General features: G+C 74.7%; 19 protein-coding genes. 8 read left to right on the forward strand and 11 right to left on the reverse strand.

The annotated features are described in order from the left end of the window. Positions 1-119: 119 nt before the first annotated feature. From ACIQGZ_RS27085 to ACIQGZ_RS27125, 9 genes are all read right to left on the reverse strand, one after another. A complete protein-coding gene (locus ACIQGZ_RS27085; protein WP_402606650.1) occupies positions 120-260 on the reverse strand; it encodes a daptide-type RiPP in 141 nt (46 codons plus the stop codon). 53 nt (positions 261-313) lie between these two features. Beyond that, a complete protein-coding gene (locus ACIQGZ_RS27090) occupies positions 314-451 on the reverse strand; it encodes a daptide-type RiPP (RefSeq protein ID WP_402606649.1) in 138 nt (45 codons plus the stop codon). A 53-nt stretch (positions 452-504) separates the two neighbouring features. After that, positions 505-642 carry a daptide-type RiPP gene (locus ACIQGZ_RS27095; RefSeq protein WP_402606649.1) on the reverse strand — a complete coding sequence of 46 codons (138 nt, stop codon included), beginning with the start codon at positions 640-642 and terminating at the stop codon, positions 505-507. A 97-nt stretch (positions 643-739) separates the two neighbouring features. Next, on the reverse strand, positions 740-1,537 hold the full coding sequence (locus ACIQGZ_RS27100; RefSeq protein ID WP_402606653.1) for an ABC transporter permease: 798 nt from the start codon (positions 1,535-1,537) through the stop codon (positions 740-742). After that, positions 1,534-2,253, reverse strand: coding sequence for an ABC transporter ATP-binding protein (locus ACIQGZ_RS27105; RefSeq protein WP_402606655.1), 720 nt, complete (start codon positions 2,251-2,253; stop codon positions 1,534-1,536). The genes ACIQGZ_RS27100 and ACIQGZ_RS27105 overlap by 4 nt, the downstream gene beginning before the upstream one ends. Further along, entirely contained in the window at positions 2,250-2,420 is a 171-nt protein-coding gene (locus tag ACIQGZ_RS27110; protein WP_402606658.1) for a hypothetical protein, read from the reverse strand. Before ACIQGZ_RS27110 ends, ACIQGZ_RS27105 begins: the two co-directional genes overlap by 4 nt. 61 nt (positions 2,421-2,481) lie before the next feature. Continuing rightward, positions 2,482-2,826 carry a hypothetical protein gene (locus ACIQGZ_RS27115; RefSeq protein WP_402606661.1) on the reverse strand — a complete coding sequence of 115 codons (345 nt, stop codon included), beginning with the start codon at positions 2,824-2,826 and terminating at the stop codon, positions 2,482-2,484. Positions 2,827-3,046: 220 nt separating this feature from the next. Further along, on the reverse strand, positions 3,047-6,412 hold the full coding sequence (locus ACIQGZ_RS27120) for a sacsin N-terminal ATP-binding-like domain-containing protein (RefSeq protein WP_402606663.1): 3,366 nt from the start codon (positions 6,410-6,412) through the stop codon (positions 3,047-3,049). Positions 6,413-6,640: 228 nt separating this feature from the next. Beyond that, entirely contained in the window at positions 6,641-7,549 is a 909-nt protein-coding gene (locus tag ACIQGZ_RS27125) for a DUF3027 domain-containing protein (RefSeq protein ID WP_402606665.1), read from the reverse strand. Between the two features lie 681 nt (positions 7,550-8,230). Here ACIQGZ_RS27125 and ACIQGZ_RS27130 point away from each other — a divergent pair. The 4 genes from ACIQGZ_RS27130 to ACIQGZ_RS27145 are packed head-to-tail and all read left to right on the forward strand — an operon-like array spanning position 8,231 to position 11,893. After that, the gene (locus ACIQGZ_RS27130) at positions 8,231-9,580 is read left to right on the forward strand and encodes an MFS transporter (protein WP_402606841.1); all 1,350 of its coding nucleotides are present in this window, start codon (positions 8,231-8,233) and stop codon (positions 9,578-9,580) included. Between the two features lie 27 nt (positions 9,581-9,607). Next, a complete protein-coding gene (locus ACIQGZ_RS27135; protein ID WP_402606667.1) occupies positions 9,608-10,132 on the forward strand; it encodes a hypothetical protein in 525 nt (174 codons plus the stop codon). Positions 10,133-10,170: 38 nt separating this feature from the next. Continuing rightward, on the forward strand, positions 10,171-10,974 hold the full coding sequence (locus tag ACIQGZ_RS27140) for a futalosine hydrolase (RefSeq protein WP_402606669.1): 804 nt from the start codon (positions 10,171-10,173) through the stop codon (positions 10,972-10,974). A 1-nt stretch (position 10,975) separates the two neighbouring features. Next, the gene (locus ACIQGZ_RS27145) at positions 10,976-11,893 is read left to right on the forward strand and encodes a 1,4-dihydroxy-6-naphthoate synthase (protein WP_402606671.1); all 918 of its coding nucleotides are present in this window, start codon (positions 10,976-10,978) and stop codon (positions 11,891-11,893) included. A 14-nt stretch (positions 11,894-11,907) separates the two neighbouring features. On the opposite strand, the gene ACIQGZ_RS27150 is transcribed toward ACIQGZ_RS27145, so the two are convergent. Beyond that, positions 11,908-12,291 carry a cold-shock protein gene (locus tag ACIQGZ_RS27150; RefSeq protein ID WP_402606674.1) on the reverse strand — a complete coding sequence of 128 codons (384 nt, stop codon included), beginning with the start codon at positions 12,289-12,291 and terminating at the stop codon, positions 11,908-11,910. 479 nt (positions 12,292-12,770) lie between these two features. On the opposite strand from ACIQGZ_RS27150, the gene ACIQGZ_RS27155 reads away from it, so the two are divergent. Together ACIQGZ_RS27155 and ACIQGZ_RS27160 are read left to right on the forward strand one after the other, a co-directional pair. Continuing rightward, on the forward strand, positions 12,771-13,001 hold the full coding sequence (locus ACIQGZ_RS27155) for a hypothetical protein (RefSeq protein ID WP_402606676.1): 231 nt from the start codon (positions 12,771-12,773) through the stop codon (positions 12,999-13,001). Then, positions 12,998-13,234, forward strand: a complete 237-nt coding sequence (locus ACIQGZ_RS27160) for a dihydrofolate reductase family protein (RefSeq protein ID WP_402606844.1) — start codon at positions 12,998-13,000, stop codon at positions 13,232-13,234. Before ACIQGZ_RS27155 ends, ACIQGZ_RS27160 begins: the two co-directional genes overlap by 4 nt. Before the next feature lie 23 nt (positions 13,235-13,257). Here the strand turns inward: ACIQGZ_RS27160 and ACIQGZ_RS27165 are convergent, their stop codons facing one another. Then, on the reverse strand, positions 13,258-13,683 hold the full coding sequence (locus ACIQGZ_RS27165) for a MarR family transcriptional regulator (RefSeq protein ID WP_402606678.1): 426 nt from the start codon (positions 13,681-13,683) through the stop codon (positions 13,258-13,260). A 53-nt stretch (positions 13,684-13,736) separates the two neighbouring features. Here ACIQGZ_RS27165 and ACIQGZ_RS27170 point away from each other — a divergent pair, with 53 nt between their 5' ends. Together ACIQGZ_RS27170 and ACIQGZ_RS27175 are read left to right on the forward strand one after the other, a co-directional pair. Next, the gene (locus tag ACIQGZ_RS27170) at positions 13,737-14,378 is read left to right on the forward strand and encodes an MBL fold metallo-hydrolase (RefSeq protein ID WP_402606680.1); all 642 of its coding nucleotides are present in this window, start codon (positions 13,737-13,739) and stop codon (positions 14,376-14,378) included. A gap of 116 nt (positions 14,379-14,494) precedes the next feature. Continuing rightward, a complete protein-coding gene (locus ACIQGZ_RS27175; RefSeq protein WP_402606683.1) occupies positions 14,495-14,968 on the forward strand; it encodes a carboxymuconolactone decarboxylase family protein in 474 nt (157 codons plus the stop codon). Positions 14,969-14,990: the final 22 nt, after the last annotated feature.

The raw sequence follows: 14,990 nt of genomic DNA on the forward strand, positions 1-14,990 counted from the left end.
ACCCGGGGCCTCCAGCTGCTCCAGCTCCTCGACCTGGGCCAGCTCCTCGACCATGTTCTGCTGCATGTTCTTCACCTCCCCTCAGCAACTCGACTGTCCCGTACGGCCTTCCGGCCCGATCAGGTGATCGCGACGCTGACCACGACCGCCGTCACACCGACCGCAGTACCGATCTCCACGATCGTCCCCCAGAAACCCGGGGCCTCCAGGCGCTCCAGCTCCTCGACCTGAGCCAGCTCCTCGACCATGTTCTGCTGCATGTTCTTCACCTCCCCTCGCCAACTCGACTGCCTCGTGCGGCCTTCGGGTCCGATCAGGTGATCGCGACGCCCACGCCGATGCCGATCGCAACCCCGGTGCCGACCGCCACCACGGTGTCCCAGAAACCCGGGGCCTCCAGCTGCTCCAGCTCCTCGACCTGGGCCAGCTCCTCGACCATGTTCTGCTGCATGTTCTTCACCTCCCCTCAGCAACTCGACTGCCTCGTACGGCCTTCGGGTCCGATCAGGTGATCGCGACGCCCACGCCGATGCCGATCGCAACGCCGGTGCCGACCGCCACCACGGTGTCCCAGAAACCGGGGGCCTCCAGCTGCTCCAGCTCCTCGACCTGAGCCAGCTCCTCGACCATGTTCTGCTGCATGTTCTTCACCTCCCTCCACTGCGTGTGTGTGCCTTGCCTGCGGCCAAGCGCAGGCCGGGTCCCCCGCCGAACGGGGAAGTCTTTGGGTGCCGGCCGGTCAGCCGGCGATGTCCTGCGAGTTCAGGCGCCGGTTGCCGGCGGCCAGGCAGACCGCCGCCCAGGCGGCATAGAGCAGGAATCCGGCGGCCATCGGCAGGTGCCTTACGCCGGGGTCCACGGCAATCGCCGCGATCGCGCCGCCCGGCAGGTACTTGCCGACAGCGGGGACGAACTCCACCAGCGCGCCTTCCAGCAGGAAGGTGTAGATCACCAGCCCTGCCACCGCCGCGACCTGGTTGCGGACCAGTGCGCCGACTCCGACGCCGAAGACTGCGGCGAACGGTCCCAGCAGGCAGGTCCCCCACAGGGTGCTCAGCAGCTCCCCGTGCAGCGGGTCGACATGCACGCCCTTGGCGCTCAGCACCGGCAGGCCGACGGCCAGTACGGTGGCCTGTCCCGCGACGGTGAACAGCAGCCCGAGCGGTGCTGCTACCAGCGCCTTCGCCAGCAGCCACCACCTGCGCTCCGGCAGCAGGGTGAGCGAGTCACCCGCCGTGCGGTAGCGGTACTCGGTCGTCACGATCAGCACTCCGAGCACCGCCGCGAGCAGGGCGGCGTCGAAGCCGTTGCTCAGCGCCGTGTGCAGCCCCTGCGCGGTGGTCACATCGAGACCACCGGGTTTGCCGACCGTGGAGACGGAGCCGAGTGTGGTCACCGCCGGCATGGCCATCGCCGCCAGCAGCAGCCCCCACCAGGTCCGGGTGGACTTCACCCGCAACCACTCCGCGGTGACGGCGCGGCCGAGGACACCCTCGCGGGCGGTCGGCGCGAACCGGTACTCGGTCAGGGCGCTCATGCCGCGACCCCCGATCCGACCAGTTGCCGGTACAGCTGCTCCAGGCTTCCGTCAGTGGACTCGTGGGCGGCGTCGCGGTGCGTTCCCCGCCAGACGACCTGCCCTTGGAGGATCACCACATCGTCGACCATCTGCTCAAGTTCGCTGAGCAGGTGGCTGCTGACCAGGACGGTGCAGCCGTCGTCGGCGGCGTGGCGCAGCCGCTCGCGCAGCCAGAGGATGCCGTCAGGATCGAGTCCGTTGGTGGGCTCGTCCAGGACGAGCACCTTCGGCGAGCCGAGCAGTGCCCTCGCCAGGCCGAGCCGCTGGCGCATGCCGAGCGAGTAGGAGCGGGTCTTGCGTCCGGCGGCCTCGCGCAGGGTGACATCGTCCAGCAGCCGGTCGATCTCGGCCCGGTCGATCCCCAGCGCGGCGGCCTGGATCTCCAGGTGGGCCCGTCCGCTGCGGCCCGGGTGGAAGGTCGGTTCGAGCAGGTGCCCGACCGTACCCGCCGGAAGCTGCCGGTGCGGGACTCCGCCGATGGTGGCGCGGCCGGCGGTGGGCTCGGCGAGGCCGAGCAGGATGCGCATCGCGGTGGTCTTGCCCGCCCCATTGCGTCCGATGAAGCCGGTGACCCGGCCGGCCGACGCCGTGAACGTCACGTCGTCGAGTGCCTTGCGCCCGGAGAAATCCTTGGTCACTCCGTCGAAGGCGATGTCGTACCCGGGTCCGCTCATCGCTTCCCCCTTATGGCTACTCCCACCGCGATCGCCGCCGCGAACACCAGTCCGAGGAATGCATACCCAATTCCGCGGGCGTCGGGGTTCGACCGGAACAGCAGACCTCCACAGGCGGCCAGGATCACCAGGATTCCCGCAGCAACTGCTGAAAGCTTCGTCCGCATGATTCATCCCTCGAATTGCTGGAATTCCTTGAGGCGCGCTCGCCGGCGGCGAGGGCCCGGACTAGTCCCAGGCGCCGGTCTTCATGGCGGTGACCGGGCCCGGGGTGATCGGGTCCTCGATCGGGTCCGGGGTGGTGACCGGCAGCGGGACGCGGATGATCGGCGGGCAGTGCGGGGCCGGGATCGGGCCCGGCTGCGGCAGGGGGTGGCCGATGATGATGGTGGTGGTGCTCGCCGCGACCGGGCCGCCCAGCGGGCAGAAGACGATCGCCGAGTCGACGGTGGCGGCGTTTGCCGAACCCGCACCGGTGAAGAGCAGGGCGGTGGCGGCAAAGGAACCGGCGAGCGCGACCCCGGTCACCTTTCGGGCGGTGCCGGCCTTTGCGATGTACCCCCGGATGCTCATCTCTTTCCCCTTTTCTCGTTGTTTCCGTTCGCTCCTGACAACGAAAAATATGCCACCCGGCCAACCCGCCCACCAGACACCTTGACTGCAGCTTCTTGCAGAGTTCCCCTGCAACAGTGTGCAGGGCGGTGCAGGGCAGATATGGACATGTCAGCCGGGTGGCGCGGGGCACTCGCGGGGGTGATCGGCGGGGGTGATCGCGGGGGCGGTCGCGGGGCGGTCAGCCCTCGAAGTCGCGGGCGGCCGACAGCTCGTACGCGCGGTCCGGCTCGGTGAGCGCGACCAGCACCTCGAAGCGCCGGTGGAACTGCCCGACCGACCAGGCCAGACCGGCGGCCAGCCCCTCCGGCGTGGCCGCGTGCAGCGCGCCGGGGACCGGCTGCACGGTGAACTCGTCGTCCTCCACCGCGTCCGGGTCGCTCGGCGGCTCCGGGGCCGCCGAGTGCACGTCCCAGCGCCAGTCGACGGCCGCCTCGCCGCCGTCCGGGCCGACCACCAGCAGCTCCTCGTGCTCCTCGTACACCACCGGGCAGCCCGGCAGCAGCTCGCGGACGAACGCCGGGACGCGGTGCACCGTGCCCTCGCTGAGCACCCGGCCGCCGGCGACCTCGCTGGCCAGCGAGACGCCCAGCCGCTCCGCCAGGGCGGGCGCCAGCGCCGGGGCGACCGGCAGCACCGGGAAGTCGTCCAGCAGCTGCACCAGGTCCGGGGCGTCGGCCACCACCGCGTCGGTGACGTCCACGATCAGGGTGTGCCCGGGGCGGCGGCCGGTCTCCGGGTCCAGCGGCGGCAGCGCCCGTACGGCCTCCGGCGGCTCGACCCGGTCGGCGGGCACCCGGGCCAGCGCGGTGTGGATGCCGTGCAGCTGACGGTGCGACACGGCCGCCTCGGGGTCGCCCAGCCGGTCCAGCACCTCATTGGCGCCGTCGGGCTCCGCGAGCAGCGCGGCCAGCGTGGTGCGCACCCCCAGGGCGTGCAGGAACTGCTCGTCGAGCCCGGTGCGCGCCTCGTCGTACAGCCCGCGCAGCAGCGGATCGGCGCCCGCCGCGCGCAGCCCGGCGGGGCGGCGGCCGTCCAGCACCGGGTGGTCGCGCAGCCACCAGGCGGCGTACGGCGGGACGTCGGCGGCGGTGCCGTCGGGCAGCAGCACCCGGACCGGGTCCACCACGGCCCGCCGGTACGGCGGCCGGGAGAGCATGGCCAGCGCCTCGCCCCAGCGGTCGTCATCCACCAGGTCGAGGTCACGCACGGCCGACAGCTCGGCGGCGACCGGCGGGACGGCGGGCTCGTCGCCGTCCCGGTGCAGGGTCTCCAGGACGTCCTCGCACCAGTCGGCCAGCCCGTCGGGGGCCTCGTCCAGCAGCCCGGTCGGCTCGCCGCCCGCCGCGCGGTCGGCGGGCGCGGTGGGGTCGAGCCGCTCCAGGTCGTCCGGGTCCAGCACCGCGTCCTCGGCGCGGACCAGCAGGAACCGGCCGAGCACGCCCGCCGCCTCCAGCACGGCCGGGCCCCAGCGCTCCAGCAGCTCGTCGTCCACGTACCCGGTGTCGTCCTCGCGGACCACGGCGGCCAGCGGACTGCCGGGCAGCACCAGCTCACCGGCGGGCGCGGGCTCGCCCTCGTCGTCGGCCAGGCAGAGCCGGGCCAGCCACGGGTGGTCACCGGGCTGGACACCGGCCGCCCGGACCAGGCCGAGCACGGCGTCGGCCAGGTCGTCGGCCTCGTCCGCGTCGTCGTCCGCCAGCCGTACCGAGCGGGCGACGGCGGCCCGCACCTCGGGCGTGTCCAGCACCCCGGCGGGGGTGGCGACCCCGGCGCCGAGCTTCTCCAGCAGCGGGTGGGCCGCGTCGGGGTGGACCAGGCGCAGGCCCAGCAGGTCCAGTACGGCGGGCAGTTCGCCGTCCTCGCCCAGCCACTCGGCGGGGGCGTCGGCCCACTCGCCGGCCGGGCCGGGCAGCAGCACCCGGCGCGGCCCGGTCAGGGTGCGGCCGTCGGCCAGCGGCACCGGCAGGGTGCCCAGCGACTCCGGGTCGGCGCCGGCCAGCGCCCCGTACAGGTTGCGCCACCAGGCGGGCTCGCGGTCCAGGCCGCCGAGCTGGTCCACCACCTCGGCCAGCGGCAGCCGCCTGACCTCCAGCGTCCGCAGCTCGGGCCGCCGCTCCAGGCCGGCCGGCAGCAGTCCGGGCAGCACCGCCGCGACGGCGGCGACCACCTGGGCGTCGGCGCCCTCCAGCAGCGTCGCCTCGCGGGGCCGCAGCGCGCGCGGCCCGGCGGGCGGCGGCGGGCTGCCGGCGTCGAGGTCGAGGTCGTACGCCTCGGGCTCCGGCTGCTGCTCCCCGTCCGGCGCCGGCACCTCCGGCAGGAACGGGGTGTCCGGCAGCCGCAGCAGGATCGCCCGGCGCAGCGCCCCGTCCAGCGCGCCCTGGCCGAGCGCGCCGGGGACCAGGCCGAGCGAGGAGAGGTCGGCGCCACGGGCGCGCAGCAGCGCGGCGTAGCTGTCGGCGGCGCGCTCGGTGAGGAAGTCGGTGAGCGGGCCGGGGGCGACATGGCGGCGGGTGGAGTCCAGCGGATAGCCCGCGATGAGCAGCGCGGGGACGCCCAGCGGCTCGTCGGTGGGGGTGGGCGCGTGGACGACCGGGGCGGTGCGCGGCGGGCGCGGGCGGCCCTCGCCGTCCACCGGGACGGCCCAGGTGACGGACCAGTACGGGCGGCGGCGCTCCTCGAGCGGGCGGTCGGTGAGCAGCGCGTCGTCGGTGCGGCCGTCGGCGGTGACCAGCTGCCAGCGGCTCTCCTCGGCGGCGGCGCTGTCGGTGACCAGGACGGTCCGGGGGGCGCCGGGCCGCTGCGGGTCGGCGTCCAGCGCGCGGCGGGTCAGGGTGCGGACGGTGTCGCCGGTGTCGACGGTGATCTCCGCCAGGCCGGTGAGGGTGAGCAGCAGGGCGTCGTCGATCTCGCCGAGCAGCCGGCGGGTGAGGTCCTCGGCGGCGGCGTCGCGCAGCGGCAGCACCACCACCGTGTCGTACCCGGCGGGCGGGGTGCCCTCGGCGGGCAGCGGCAGCCGCAGCAGCGGCACATGGCCGTCGCGGCGGCGCAGCTCCTCGGCCAGGCCGCCGGCGCCCGCCGCCGCTGCGGCGGTCCCGGCCAGGTCGCGGGCCTCGCTGAGCGACCAGCGCACCCCGCCGGGGGTGCCGAGCACGGCGGGCTCGTCGCAGACGGCGAGGACGGCGGCGAAGCCGACGCCGAACCGGCCGACGGCGCCGCGCCCGTCCTCCCGCTTGGAGGAGGCACGCAGGGTGGAGAGCGACTCCACGCCCGCCGCGTCCAGCGCGATGCCGGTGTTGGCGGCGGCGAGCACGCCGTCACGCAGGGTGAGCCGCAGCCGGCCGGGGACGGCGGCCCGGACGGCGGCGTCGGCGGCGTTCTGGGCGAGTTCCACGACCAGGCGGTCGCGGTAGCCGCCGAGGGCCAGCTCCTCCTCGGCGTTGGCGTCCTCGCGGAAGCGGGCGGCGGACGCCGCCCAGGCGTCGAGTACCCGGCGGCGCAGGGCGGCCGTGCCGAACGGGTCGGAGCCCTCCGCCGCGCCGCCCATGATCCGAGGCTCCACTGGCCGTACCGCCTTCCCCTGAGCGCTGCGGGGCGGACGTCCCGCCCTACTGCGCCTTGCCGCTTCGTCCAGGGGCATTCTCGCGTGCCCGGAGCGGTGCTTCCGCCACCCGCCGTCCGGCCCGGTCGGACGGGGCAGCGGTCGGACGGGGCGGCGGAGGCGGCGGGCGGGGGCGTACGGCGGGCCGGCCCGGGGCTGCGGGCCGGGGCGGGGTCAGGAGTGGCCGAGCTCGTCGGCGGGGGTCTCGGGCGCCACCAGGCCGCCGGTGCGGTCGGGGTGGAGCGGCAGCGGCTCGACCGCCAGCTCGTCCAGGATCGGCTGGGCGGGCTTGGGCGGGGTGGGCATGACCGCGGCCTCGGAGTGGCCGCCGCAGCCGTACGCCAGCGAGACGACCCGGCCGTCCGCCGGGCTGAACTCATTGCCGCAGACGCCGAACGCCTGGCCGAGCGAGCCGCCGATCGGCACCAGGAAGCCGCAGGTGGTACAGGACGCCGGGGCGGCCTGGGCCATCGCGGTCTCCGGGCCGTACGACTTCTCCCAGCGGTCGGCGCCCAGGCTCAGGCCGAGCCGGGACAGCACCCGGGGCCGGGTGAGGCCCAGCTCGTCGGCGACGGCGGTGATGGCGCCGCGCGCCGGGGCGGGCCGCACCGGGGTGGAGCGGTCGGAGACCTCCACGTCCTCGCCGGGCACGAAGGCGGCGGCCGAGTCGTCCTCCGCGAGCGCGGAGTTCGGCGGCGGCTCGTCGGCGCCGCTCCAGCCCGGCTCCAGCCGGTCGTCGGCGGCGGCGGTGGGCAGCAGGTCGCCGGGGCCCAGGTCGCCGGGGAGCAGGCGCTCGCTCCACGGCAGCCACTCCGGGGCGAGCACCGCGTCCGGCCCGGAGAGCAGCACGGTCTCGTCCAGCGTCACCAGCCTGCTGCGCGAGGCGCGGGTCACGGTGACGGCCCAGCGCCAGCCGCGGTAGGCGGGGACCCGGCAGGCGAAGGAGTGGGTGACGACGCGGTCCCCGTCGGCCTCCGCACCGATGTACTCGCCGACCGCGTCCACACCGGCGGCGTCCACCGCGGCGGCGCGTGCGATCTCGACGGCCTCGGCACAGAGCCGGTCAGGGGTACGGCTTCGCATCGCAGCACTCACGAGAATCGATTCTCTCCCAATCCGTTCCCTGGTCCGCCGCTGACCCGCATGCGGATCGCGCCGGAGGATGTGGCGGCGCGGCCGAGGTCGACGGCCGCCGTGATTCCTATTCTGCGGGACGATCCGGTCACCCGTGCCCCACCCGCACCAGCCGGACGCCGCCAGGGACCCTGCGGAACGTCGTCCGTGGACCGCCCCGGCGTCCTCCGACGTCATGGTGCGCGAAGGAGCACGCTACCGGCCGGTCGGTGCCGCGCGACAGCCCGCCCGTACGACACCGGGCCGCGCGGGCCGCAAGCGGCGTGAGGACGGGGGTTGTCGGGCAGGATGGCGGATGTGGCCGAGGAAACCTCGTCGCAGCACGCTCTGCACGATCCGCACCAACCCGGGTCGCCGCCGCCGGGGCGGCAGGGACCGGCCGGGTCGGCACCCGCTGCCGCCCCGCGACCGGCGGCCGGGACCGACCCGGGGGCCGACCCGGGGGCCGGTGAAGGTGCCGACGAGGGAGCCGGCGAGGAGCCCGCCGGGGAGCCCGCTGACGGCCCGTACGACCGGAGCGGCCCGGACGGTGACCCGGACGACGACCCGGACGGCGACCCGGACGACTCGGACGGCCAGGACACCCCCGCCGGCCGGCACCCCGGCGCCGCCCGCCGCACCGGCCGCGCCGTGCACAGCGGCACCGCCGCGCTGGCCCGGGGCACCGGCCGCCTGGTGCACGGCACCGGCCGCCGCATCCGCCGGGCCACCTCGGCGGAGGGCGCGGGCGAGTCGGGGCTCGCCAAGCTGATCGAGCTGCACGCGGTCAACTCGTTCGGCGACATGCTGATCACCATCGCGCTGGCCTCGACCATCTTCTTCTCGGTCCCCACCGGCGAGGCCCGCAACCGGGTCGCCCTCTACCTGCTGATCACCATGGCCCCCTTCGCGCTGCTCGCCCCGGTGATCGGCCCGCTGCTGGACCGGCTGCCGCACGGCCGCCGGGCCGCGATGGCGATCTCGATGCTCACCCGGGCGGTGCTCGCCTGGACCATGGCCGGGGTGATCTCCGGCGGCGGCCTGGCGCTCTACCCGGAGGCGCTCGGCGTACTGGTCGCCTCCAAGGCATACGGGGTGGTCCGCAGTGTGGTGGTGCCCCGGCTGCTGCCCCGTCAGGTGACATTGGTCAAGGCCAACTCCCGGGTCACCCTGGCCGGGCTGATCGCCACCGGGGCGGCGGCCGGGGTCGGCGGACTGCTGCACCTGCTGGGGCCGAGCTGGCCGCTGCGCGGCGCCTTCCTGGTCTTCGTCGCCGGGACGCTGCTCGCCTTCGCGCTGCCGCCCGCCGTCGACTCGGCCCACGGCGAGCAGCGGGCGCTGCTGGTCAAGGAGGACGGCGGGGGCGCCGCCGAGCAGGCGGCGGCCCAGGGGCGGCTACGGGAGCGCCCGCTGCGCTCGGTCGGGCCGTCGGTGCTGCTGGCGCTGCGCGCGGTGGCGGCGCTGCGCGGCCTGTCCGGCTTCCTGACCATGTTCCTGGCCTTCCTGCTGCGCGCCGACTCGGTGGGCGGCCTGCACCCCGGGGTGGCGCTGGGCCTGGTCGCGGCCGCCGCCGGGCTCGGCAACGCGCTCGGCTCGGTGCTGGGCTCCTGGCTGCGCACCCGGGGGCCGGAGGCCACCGTGGCGGCGATGGTGGCGCTGGCGCTGGCGGCGACCGGCTGCGGGGCGCTCTGGTACGGGGCGCTGACGGTGACCCTGGTGGCGGCGGCGGCCGGAGTCGCCCAGTCGCTGGGCAAGCTGGCGCTGGACGCGCTGATCCAGCGGGACGTGCCGGAGCAGGTGCGCACCTCGGCGTTCGCCCGCTCGGAGACCCTGATGCAGCTGTGCTGGGTGGTCGGCGGCGGCCTCGGGATCGTGCTGCCGCTCAACGGCGTGCTGGGCATGGGGGTGGCCGCCGGGATCATGGCGGTGGCGCTGGCGTTCACGCTGTGGAGCCTGTTCGGACGTGATCGCGGCGGCACACCGCACCCCCGCGCGGCGTGACGAGGGAAGAACGGTAGCCTCCATGCCATGAGCATCAACAGCCGCGGCATCGCCGCTCTCGGCGCGATCGTCGTGATCGGCGCCGCCACGGTGGGTTTCTCCGTCGCCCATGCGACCGGCGTGGAGAAGCCGGTCAACCGGATGGTCACCCTGGTGGCCGGGACCGGCAGCATCAACTCCGAGCCGACCTGCTGGAACGACGGCAAGCCGCTCGACGAGGCCGCGCAGCAGGCCTGCCAGACCAAGGTCGGCAAGCTCCAGAAGTCCGGCAAGCTGCCCACCATCGAGGTGAACAACGGCGACCGGGTCGGCGTCGGGGTGGACCCGGACATCGCCAAGCGGGGCTGGGGCGCCTACACCGACGCGGGCAGCCAGACCCCCGCGTTCATCGCCACCCCGCGCAAGAACTCCACCTACTCGGGTTCGGTCGCCGCCCCCACCGTGCTGAAGTCCGGTGAGAAGGACACCCTGGTCACGGTCTACGAGGCCGACGTGAAGAACCAGGAGATCTACGGCGTCTGGTACTTCGTCCTGCGGAACACGGACGTCTGAGCCGCCGTACCGCCCTCTCCGCGATGAGCGAGGCCGCGATGAGCGAGGCAGCGCACGACGACGGCGGGCAGCCGGGCCGGGTGGCCCGGCTGCTGGTCGTCACCGCCGTGGCGGCGGAGGCCGACGCGGTGGTCGCCGGGCTGCGGGCCGCCGCCGACGCCGAGGTGCATCCGGACGGCCGGACGGTCCGGGTGGGCCCCGCCCAAAGCCCGGACGCGAGCCCGGACGCGAGCCCGGACGCGGTGGAGGTCCTGGTGTGCGCCGCCGGGGTCGGCCCCGCCGCCGCAGCCGCCGCCACCGCGATCGCCTGCTGCCGGGCCCGGTACGACCTGGTGGTCTCGGCGGGCATCGGCGGCGGCTTCGCCCCGGCCGCGCCGGTCGGCTCGCTGGTGGTGGCGGACGCACTGCTCGCCGCCGACCTGGGCGCCACCACGGCCGACGGGTTCAGCGACGTCTCCGAGCTGGGCTTCGGCACCGTACGGCACACCCCGCCGCCCGGCGCCGTGGCCCTGACCGCCGGGGCGCTGCGCGCCACCGGCCTCGCCACCGCCGTGGGCCCGGTGCTGACCGTCTCCACCGTCACCGGCACGGCGGCCCGCGCCGCCGAGCTGGCCGCCCGGCACCCCGGCGCGGCGGCCGAGGCCATGGAGGGCTTCGGCGTCGCGGAGGCCGCCGTCCGGCACGGCCTGCCGGTGCTGGAGCTGCGCGCGGTGTCCAACCCGGTGGGCCCGCGCGACCGCGCCGCCTGGCGGATCGGTGACGCGCTGGCGGCCCTGCGGCAGGCGTTCGCCGCGCTGCCGTACCGGGAACTGATCGACATCGCCGCGAAGGAGGCCCCCTGACATGCCCGAGCCGACGCCCTCCCTCCAGGCCCCGCCCGCACCGCCGGCCGCCGACCGGCTGCCCGAGCGGCTGTCGATCGCCTTCTCCCCCTGCCCCAACGACACCTTCGTCTTCCACGCCTGGGCGCACGGCCTGGTGCCGGGCGCGACCGCGCCCGAGGTGACCTTCGCCGACATCGACATCACCAACGGGCTGGCCGAGCGCGGCGAGCTGGACGTGCTGAAGATCTCCTACGCGGCGCTGCCCTGGGTGCTGGACGAGTACGCGCTGCTGCCGTGCGGCGGGGCGCTGGGGCGCGGCTGCGGCCCGCTGGTGCTCACCGGCCCGGACGCCCCGGCGGACCCGGCGGCGCTGGCCGGCAAGGTCGTCGCGGTGCCCAGCGAGCGTTCCACCGCCTACCTGCTGTTCCGGCTCTGGGCGGCCAGGGCGGTGCCGGGCGGGCTGGGCGAGGTCCGGGTGCTGCCGTTCCACGAGATCATGCCCGCCGTACGGGACGGCCTGGTCGACGCCGGACTGGTGATCCACGAGGCCCGCTTCACCTACGGGCAGTACGGGCTGCGCTGCCTGGCCGACATGGGCGAGGCGTGGGAGGCCGACACCGGGCTGCCGATCCCGCTGGGCGCCATCGTCGCCCGCCGCTCACTGGGCCGCGACCGGCTGCTCGCCCTGGCCGACACCGTACGCGACTCGGTCCGGATGGCCTGGGACGACCCGGAGGCGTCCCGGGGCTATGTGATGGGCCACGCCCAGGAGATGGACCCGGCCGTCGCGGACCAGCACATCGGCCTGTACGTCAACGAGTTCACCGCCGACCTGGGCGAGGCCGGGCACGCCGCCGTACGGGGGCTGCTCACCCGGGCCGCCGCCGAGGGCCTGGTACCGGCCGTGGCCCCGGCGGCGCTGGACTTCCCGGGCTGACCGGGCGGCCCTCCTCAGACGTCGAACTGGTCGGCCACCGCACGCAGCAGGGTCGCCAGCTTCTGGCCGGTCGGCTTGTTGGGGTAGCGGCCGTGCTGGAGACCGGGCAGCACCACGTCCAGCGTGGAGATCAGGTCCTGCACGATCGGCGCCATCTCGTCCGGCTTGCGGCGCTGCGCCGCCGCGACCGAGGGCAGGCTCTCCAGCAGGGCCACCGACAGCGCCTGGTCGCCCCGGTGCCCGGCGACCACGCCGAACTCCACCCGCTGCCCCGGCTTGAGCGTGGTCACGCCGTCGGGCAGCGCCTTGGAGTGTACGAAGACGTCACCGCCGTCGTCGCGGGAGAGGAAGCCGAAGCCCTTCTCGCTGTTGAACCACTTGACCTTGCCGGTAGGCACGGGAGACCTCGTCCAGGGTGTCAGGGATGTCGGGAGAGTCCGACGACCGTTGGCTGATGGGTGGGACGCCCGCGCCCGACCGGTGCCGGCGGGGCGCGGTGCGGGCTGCCCCGGGTGGAACTAGCGGGCAGTCGCAAGATTAACGGGCGGCGCTTCGGGCAGGCGGGCGACTCGTACGCCGTCCACCCCGCCCGGATGGCGATACCGACCGGCTCTGCCGCTCCGGGCACGCCGGGGTCGCGACGCGGTGTCGACCATTCGTACGCACCCCCCGGTCCGGACGCCGGGGCCCCTACGGCCCCGTGCGTGACGTGCATACCCGTGCACGGTCCGTACTTAACCCCCAGGACGGCCGACATCGCAACGCGCGTCCGCCTGCACGCCCGCGCCCGGCCGCCGCCCCGCACCCGTGCCACCCGCCCACCCAGGTGGCGAAGCTGCGACACTGGAGGCGCCCCAGTCCCGCCCTTGGAGTCCGTGTGAGCACCGAGACCAGCACCACCGGCGACGCCCTCGTCCGCACCGGCGCCGTCGTCTTCATCGCCGGCGCGGTGGCGACCGTCGCCACCTTCGTCCCGCTCTTCCTCGACCTCACCCGGCTGCCCACCGCCGCGTACTGGCTCAGCATGCTGATGCCGGTCGGCTTCCTGGTCGCCCTGCTCGGCCTGCTGCGCACCGCCCGCGAGCAGCGCCGCCACACGGCGGGCTGACACCGGCCCAGCCCGGCGGGGACATCATCGCCTATGGCGGCGGCACTCTGGTCTCCGAGCTGATCGCCCAGGACCTGCTGGACGAACTGCACCTGTTCGTCAACCCGACCGCGCTCGGCTCCGGCAGGCCCGTCTTCCCCGACACCGGTGCCCGCCGGCGGTTCCGCCTGGTCTCCGCCCACCCCTTCGCCTGCGGGATAACCGCACTGCACCTGGCGCCCGAGCGTTCCTGACCCCGGCCGCCGAGGCTGCGGTGTCAGCGGCCGGAACCGTGCGCGGCCAGCCTGCCGAGCAGGTCGACGCAGTCCGCCAGCCGCTGCTGCTCGGCCGCCGACAGTTCGGCCGCGATGGCTTCGGCCAGCCAGTCCGCCCGCCGCTCCCGACGCGCGTACAGCGCCCGCCGGCCCGGTTCGGTCAGCGTGATCAGGACCTTGCGCCGGTCCTCGGGGTGCGGCTGCTGGTCCGCGAGGCCCTGCTCCAGCAGCCGGCCGACCGCCCTGGCCATCGACTGGTGGCGGACCTGCTGCCTGGCGGCCAGTTCGCTGGTCGTCATCGGCCCCTCGCGGTCCAGGAAGCCCAAGGCGGCAGCCTGCGCCGCCGGCATGTCGTCGGTGTGCCGCGCGCTGCGCACCAGGCTGCCGAGGACGGCCCGCAGGTCACTGGCGATCTGCTGCTCCTTCACCCGCCCACCCTACATCCAGCCCAGCTGTACAGCCTTGCTGTATATTCCGGACCATGAAGATGACCACCCTGGGCCACTCCTGCGTACGGCTGGAACGGGACGGCGTCACCGTCGTCATCGACCCCGGCTGTTTCAGCGACCCCGACGCACTGGCCGGCGCCGACGCCGTACTCGTCACCCATGAGCACATCGACCATGTCGTCCCCGACCGGCTGCGCGCGACCCCCGCCGACGTCCGGATCTGGACCAACCCGGCGGTCGCCGCCCACCTCTCCGACCTCGGCGGACGCGTCCACACCGTCCGGCACGGCGACGTCTTCGAGGTCGGCCCGCTGGAGTTCCATGTGTACGGGGAGAAGCACGCCACCATCCACCGCGACTTCACCGAGTTCGACAACGTCGGCTTCCTGGTCGACGGGCTCTTCCACCCCGGCGACGCGCTCACCGTCCCGACGGAGAAGGTGCGGACGCTGCTCGCCCCCGCCGGCGCCCCCTGGGTGAAGCTCGCGGAGGTGGTCGACTACGTCCGCGAGGTCGACCCCGAGGAGGTCTACCTCATCCACAACGCCGTACTCAGCGCCCCCGCCCTCGACACCCACACCCAGCTGCTCACCACCCTGGTCGGCGGCCCGGACGGCCCGCCCGTCCACGCCTGGACCACCGGCGACAGCGCCACCCTCGGCCCCCGGGCGTGAGCAGCCCCGGCACCGGCTGAGACGCGGGTCACACCCGTCCGGCTCACCGACGTGTCACATTCCGGCGGCCCGCCCGGTCAATGCTGTGCAAGCGTCACCACAGCGAGGAGACCACCATGGACGCCCGGCTCAACCTCTACGCCAGCCCCGTCGCGCTCAAGTTCGGGAAGTACATCAACTCGGCGGGCAGGGCCGTCACGGACTCGACCCTGCCCGCCGCGACGCAGGAACTGGTGAAGATCCGGGCCAGCCAGATCAACGGCTGCGGCTTCTGCACCGACATGCACACCAAGGACGCCACCCAGGCCGGGGAGACCCCGGTACGGCTCAACCTGATCGCGACCTGGCGTGAGGCCACGGTGTTCACCGACGCCGAGCGGGCGGCCCTGGAGCTGACCGAGCAGGGCACCCGCATCGCCGACGCGGCGGGCGGCGTCACGGACGAGGTCTGGGCCAACGCCGCCAAGCACTACGACGAGGAGCAGTTGGCCGCGCTGGTCGCCCTGATCGCCCTGATCAACGCCTACAACCGGCTGAACGTGATCACCCAGCAGCCGGCCGGCGACTACCAGCCGGGCCAGTTCGACTGACCGCAGCCACCGCGCCCGGGGC

It is taken from the genome of Streptomyces sp. NPDC092296 (assembly GCF_044755465.1).
GTDB lineage: Bacteria > Actinomycetota > Actinomycetes > Streptomycetales > Streptomycetaceae > Peterkaempfera.

Bases quoted from the DNA above. Each gene is read 5' to 3' on its own strand.
- ACIQGZ_RS27105 (WP_402606655.1), bottom strand. From the start codon at position 2,253: ATGAGCGGACCCGGGTACGACATCGCCTTCGACGGAGTGACCAAGGAT.
- ACIQGZ_RS27140 (WP_402606669.1), top strand. From the start codon at position 10,171: ATGAGCGAGGCAGCGCACGACGACGGCGGGCAGCCGGGCCGGGTGGCC.
- ACIQGZ_RS27110 (WP_402606658.1), bottom strand. From the start codon at position 2,420: ATGCGGACGAAGCTTTCAGCAGTTGCTGCGGGAATCCTGGTGATCCTG.
- ACIQGZ_RS27085 (WP_402606650.1), bottom strand. From the start codon at position 260: ATGCAGCAGAACATGGTCGAGGAGCTGGCTCAGGTCGAGGAGCTGGAG.
- ACIQGZ_RS27125 (WP_402606665.1), bottom strand. From the start codon at position 7,549: ATGCGAAGCCGTACCCCTGACCGGCTCTGTGCCGAGGCCGTCGAGATC.
- ACIQGZ_RS27115 (WP_402606661.1), bottom strand. From the start codon at position 2,826: ATGAGCATCCGGGGGTACATCGCAAAGGCCGGCACCGCCCGAAAGGTG.
- ACIQGZ_RS27090 (WP_402606649.1), bottom strand. From the start codon at position 451: ATGCAGCAGAACATGGTCGAGGAGCTGGCCCAGGTCGAGGAGCTGGAG.
- ACIQGZ_RS27120 (WP_402606663.1), bottom strand. From the start codon at position 6,412: ATGGGCGGCGCGGCGGAGGGCTCCGACCCGTTCGGCACGGCCGCCCTG.
- ACIQGZ_RS27145 (WP_402606671.1), top strand. From the start codon at position 10,976: ATGCCCGAGCCGACGCCCTCCCTCCAGGCCCCGCCCGCACCGCCGGCC.
- ACIQGZ_RS27175 (WP_402606683.1), top strand. From the start codon at position 14,495: ATGGACGCCCGGCTCAACCTCTACGCCAGCCCCGTCGCGCTCAAGTTC.
- ACIQGZ_RS27100 (WP_402606653.1), bottom strand. From the start codon at position 1,537: ATGAGCGCCCTGACCGAGTACCGGTTCGCGCCGACCGCCCGCGAGGGT.
- ACIQGZ_RS27095 (WP_402606649.1), bottom strand. From the start codon at position 642: ATGCAGCAGAACATGGTCGAGGAGCTGGCTCAGGTCGAGGAGCTGGAG.
- ACIQGZ_RS27135 (WP_402606667.1), top strand. From the start codon at position 9,608: ATGAGCATCAACAGCCGCGGCATCGCCGCTCTCGGCGCGATCGTCGTG.
- ACIQGZ_RS27170 (WP_402606680.1), top strand. From the start codon at position 13,737: ATGAAGATGACCACCCTGGGCCACTCCTGCGTACGGCTGGAACGGGAC.